This is a genomic window from Rhodopseudomonas sp. B29 (genome assembly GCF_000333455.1).
Taxonomy (GTDB): Bacteria; Pseudomonadota; Alphaproteobacteria; order Rhizobiales; family Xanthobacteraceae; genus Rhodopseudomonas.
The window spans coordinates 1-4,475 of the sequence record NZ_BADD01000351.1 but is presented as its reverse complement, the minus strand read 5'-3'; the positions used below and the strand labels follow the sequence as shown (position 1 = coordinate 4,475).

The 4,475-nt window shown below is 65.0% G+C and carries 5 protein-coding genes; 1 reads left to right on the top strand and 4 read right to left on the bottom strand.

Features of this window, described 5'->3' with window-relative positions; all coding sequences use genetic code 11:
* The coding region (locus I5M_RS12700; RefSeq protein WP_022721747.1) for an NADH-quinone oxidoreductase subunit N at positions 1–1,089 on the top strand (1,089 nt) is incomplete at its 5' end.
* 257 nt (positions 1,090–1,346) lie between these two features.
* Here I5M_RS12700 and I5M_RS12695 read toward each other — a convergent pair.
* From I5M_RS12695 to I5M_RS12680, 4 genes are all read right to left on the bottom strand, one after another.
* Complete coding sequence (locus I5M_RS12695) at positions 1,347–2,654, bottom strand: O-acetylhomoserine aminocarboxypropyltransferase/cysteine synthase family protein (protein ID WP_022721746.1); 1,308 nt, start codon at positions 2,652–2,654, stop codon at positions 1,347–1,349.
* A gap of 328 nt (positions 2,655–2,982) precedes the next feature.
* A complete protein-coding gene (locus I5M_RS12690; protein ID WP_031336212.1) occupies positions 2,983–3,678 on the bottom strand; it encodes a helix-turn-helix domain-containing protein in 696 nt (231 codons plus the stop codon).
* A gap of 182 nt (positions 3,679–3,860) precedes the next feature.
* Entirely contained in the window at positions 3,861–4,253 is a 393-nt protein-coding gene (locus I5M_RS12685; protein ID WP_022721744.1) for a response regulator transcription factor, read from the bottom strand.
* Between the two features lie 85 nt (positions 4,254–4,338).
* Positions 4,339–4,475: LuxR C-terminal-related transcriptional regulator (locus tag I5M_RS12680; protein WP_031336210.1), on the bottom strand; the 137-nt coding region annotated here is incomplete at its 5' end.

Sequence of the window (4,475 nt, the reverse complement as noted above, 5' to 3'; positions counted from 1 at the left end):
GGCCATCCGGCCAAAGAGGCACCGTCGCTGCTCCTCCTGGTTGCGATCGGCGCGGCGACGCTGGCCGGCGCCGGTCATGTGGCGACGTTGTTTCTCGGCATCGAGATCGTCGGCCTCTCCTTGATTGCGCTGTTCGCATTCCGGCTGACGAAGCCGGGGCTGGAAGCGGCTTACAAATTCCTGGTGATGAGCGGGCTGGCGTCGTCGGCGCTGCTGCTCGGTGCGGCGCTGATCTACGCCGAGTCCGGCTCGCTCGATTTTGCGCATTGGCGCAGCGGCGGCGCGCTGGCGGCGCTCGGCACGGCGTTGTTACTTGCAGGCCTTGCCTTTAAATTTTCGCTGGTGCCGTTCCATATGTGGACGCCGGATGCGTTCGAAGCGTCGCCGGCGAGCGCGGCTGTGCTGGCCGGCGTGGTGTCGAAATCGGCGGTGGCGATCGTCGTGCTGCGCATCGCCGCCGCGCATCTGCCGGAACCGGTGTGGAGCTCGGGGCTCGCCGCGCTCGGCGCCGCCTCGGTGCTGCTCGGCAATCTACTGGCGCTGCGCCAGCCGCAATTGCCGCGCATGCTGGGCTACTCGACCATTGCGCATTCCGGCTACTTGGCGCTGATCATCGCCTCCGGCGCGCCGCAGGCGAGCGAGGCGGTGCTGTTCTATCTCGGCGCTTATGCGCCGGCGATGCTGGCAGCGCTGTGTGTCTCCGCCGCGCTCGGCCGCGCGCCGACGCTGCCCGACCTGCACGGGCTGTGGAAACGCCGGCCGCTGGAGACGAGCGCTCTGGCACTGGCGCTGTTCTCGCTCGCCGGCTTGCCGGCGGCGGGTGGCTTCATTGCCAAACTATATTTGTTGCGCGTGCTGATCGACGGCGGGCTGTGGACGCTAGTGGCGATCGTGGTCGCGGGCTCGTCGCTCGGCTTCTTCTACTACGCCCGCTTCATCAGTGCGCCGTTTTTGGGCGCTTCGCATGAAGATGCCGAGCCGATGCCGGTGCTCGATCGCGGGCTGCTGCTGCTGTGTATGGCGATGATCGTGGTGTTCGGGGTAGCACCACAGGTATTGATTGTATTAGTGACGCCAGCGCTTCCTTAACCTCGCCCCGCGCGCGGGGAGAGGTCGACGCGCATCGTCAGATGCGCGGCGGGTGAGGGGGCGCCTCTGCGAGGCCGTGACTCAGTGCTCGTGTCGCCCCTCACCCAAACCCTCTCCCCGCAAGGGCGGGGCGAGGGAGCACGCTGTCTGCATGGAGAGCCGTAGGGCGGGCAAAGGCGCGGAGCGCCGTGCCCACGCCCCCACGCGTGGAGAGATCCGCGTGGGCACGCTTCGCTTTGCCCACCCTACGAGATTTACTATGCCGCCTTCGCCAGGCGTCCCGCTGCCAGGCCGCGTTCCAGATCGGCGATGATGTCGTCGATGTGTTCGAGGCCGATCGAGAGGCGGACGTAGCCGTCGGAGACGCCGGTGGCGAGTTGCTCTTCGGTGGAGAGCTGGGAGTGCGTGGTCGAGGCGGGGTGGATCGCCAGGCTGCGGGCGTCGCCGATATTGGCGACGTGATACAGGAGTTCGAGCGCGTCGATGAACTTGCGGCCGGCCTCGCGGCCGCCGGCGAGTTCGAAGCCGACCAGGCCGCCGAATTTGCCCTTCAAGTACTTGTCGGCGCGTTCGCGGGCGACGCCGCTCTGCTGCGAGGGGTGAATCACCTTGATGACTTCCGGATGCTTGGCCAGGAAATCGGCGACCTTCTGGGCGTTCTGGACGTGACGCTCGATGCGTAGCGGCAGCGTTTCCAGGCCCTGGATGATCTGGAAGGCGTTGAACGGCGACAGCGCCGAGCCGAGGTCGCGCAGCAGCGTGGTGCGGGCCTTTATGATGTAGGCGACCGGGCCGATCGGCTTGACGGCTTCGACCCACACCGCGCCGTGATAGCTCGGGTCCGGCGTGTTCAGCGCCGGCTGACGCTGCGGAAACTGCTCCCACGGGAAGTTGCCGCCATCGACGATCAGGCCGCCGATCGAGGTGCCGTGGCCGCCGAGATACTTCGTCGCCGAATAGACGACGATCGCCGCGCCGTGCTCGAGCGGCTTGACCAGCAGCGGGGCTGCGGTGTTGTCGACGATCAGCGGGATGCCGCGCTTGCGGCCGATGGCGGCGACTTCCTCGATCGGAAACACCGCAAGCTTCGGGTTCGGCAGGGTCTCGGCATAGTAGGCGCGGGTGCGATCGTCGGTGGCGCGTTCAAACGCCTGCGGATCGGTCGGATCGACGAAACGGACTTCGATGCCCTGGTCCTTCAGCGTGTTGGCGAACAGATTCCAGGTGCCGCCATAGAGGTCAGTCGAGCTGACGATGTTGTCGCCGACCCGGGCGAGATTCTGGATCGAGAAGGCGGAGGCGGCCTGGCCCGACGCGACCGCGAGCGCAGCGACGCCGCCTTCGAGCGCAGCGACGCGCTGCTCGAGCACGTCGGTCGTCGGGTTGCCGAGGCGGGTGTAGATGTTGCCGAGCTCCTTCAGCGCGAACAGGTTGGCGGCGTGCTCGGTGTCTCGAAACTGATAGGACGTGGTCTGAAACAGCGGCACCGCGACCGAGCCGGTGGCAGGGTCGGCGCGCCAGCCGGCGTGCAACGCAAGGGTTTCGGGATGAAGCGATTTGGTCATGGCGGCGCTCTTCGATCGGTTGCGGGAATGCACCCAATGACGCCGCGCCCCCGCTTGGAAGTCAATGCGAAGAGAAAAATGATAACGTGAGGGTGCGGAAAATGGCTTCTCAAAGCCGGATCATTCTTGAATCCGAGATATTCGAGGAAAAATCATCTGCGTAGGGTGGGCAAAGGCGCGTAGCGCCGTGCCCACGCGTTTGTTGTGCTTGCGGCGCGTGCGCTTCGCTGCGCTCAGCACACCCTACGAATCCCGACTCCTCCCCCAAAACGAAAATGCCGGCCCGTGAGGGCCGGCACTTCGATCCAATCCGAACGCAGGAGGGGGATCAGGCGTCCAGATTGCGAAGACGGGCGCGGTTGCGCAGTTCGATTTGGCGTGCGCCGGAGAAGCCGAGGATGCCCTGGCTCTGCAGCTGCGACAGCGCGCGCGACACGGTTTCGAGGGTGAGGCCGAGATAATCGCCAATGTCACGGCGGCACATCGGCAGCGCCATCATGCCGGCGACGGCGAGGCGGCGGTCCATTTCGAGAAGGAAGTTGGCAACGCGTTCCATCGCGTTCTTGCGGCCGAGCAGAAGCATGTGATCTTCGGCGTGGCGCAGTTCGCCGGCGGTCATCGACCACAGGCTGCGGGCGATCACCACATCGGTCGCGGCGGCCTGTTCGAGGGTTTTGCGCTTGATCAGGCGGACGGTGGTGTCGACGATGGCTTCGGCGGTGAGGCGATGGGCCGGACCCGACTCGAGGCCGAACACGTCGCCGGGGAGATAGAAGGCGCCGATCTGGCGGCGGCCATCGGACAGCAGCTTGTAGCTGCGGACCGCACCGGAGACGACCTGGTAGACGTATTCGGACGGCTCGTCCTCGCCGTAGATCTCTTCTTCTTTCTTGTAGCTGAACTCGGAGACGATCAGCCCGGCGTGACCGGAGGTGGAGAAGAAGTGCTCGGCCGGCGAGCAGGTGGACGGATCGACCGGAGCCTTGAGGGTGGTGGCTTGGGTCCTGAGCGACTGGTTCAGCATCTTGGCCATCTCCTGGCGGGATTGGATGGCCGGATTTGTAGATGGTTACCGCATGACCTGGTATTTCGCCCCATATCTTAGGTTGGTTCCCCTAAGTAGGTTTACGGAGGTCGCGATCTGTCCCCGTGAAATAGGGGTTTAATATCAGGATGTTGGCTGTGCGGCCGAATCGGCGGGCGGGCTTAGACAGCAGCGTCCGAGTCCTGCAGGGCGCGGCGAATTTGGGAGATCAGGCTGTCTTCCAAATGCGGCTTGAGCACCACATGGCTGACTCCGGCCGCCGCGGCGCGGCTCGTGATGGTCTCGTCCGGATAGCCGGTGATGATCACGATCGGCGTTCTGACGCCACGCTCGCGCAGCCGGCTCGACAGATCGATGCCGTTCATGCCGGGCATCTTGTAGTCGATCACGATGCAGTCGGCCGGATGGTCATCGATCGAGTCGAGCAATGCAGGGCCGCTACGAAACGTGCGCACCGTAAAGCCGTCGGTTTCCAGCAGGAAACGCAGCGATCCGAGCACGCCCTGATCGTCGTCGACGACGTAGATGATGGTCTTGGTCGCTGCGCTGGGCATTGCTCATTCCTACGCCAGCCACGCAGGCTGCACGCTTTTCGAGCCCGCACCATAGATGCGCGAGGCGAAGGCAAGTTGATTTGGCTCAATCCTTGATCGCGCCGGCCCGCATCGCCATCCGGACCAGCTCCGACAGGCTGGCCGCCTGCATCTTGGTCATCACGTTGGCGCGGTAGACCTCGATGGTTCGTGGGCTGATGTCGAATTCGCGGGCGATCACCT

Excerpts from the sequence above, each read along its gene's own strand:
- I5M_RS12685 (WP_022721744.1), bottom strand. The coding sequence starts at position 4,253 with ATGCCCAGCGCAGCGACCAAGACCATCATCTACGTCGTCGACGACGAT.
- I5M_RS12690 (WP_031336212.1), bottom strand. The coding sequence starts at position 3,678 with ATGCTGAACCAGTCGCTCAGGACCCAAGCCACCACCCTCAAGGCTCCG.
- I5M_RS12695 (WP_022721746.1), bottom strand. The coding sequence starts at position 2,654 with ATGACCAAATCGCTTCATCCCGAAACCCTTGCGTTGCACGCCGGCTGG.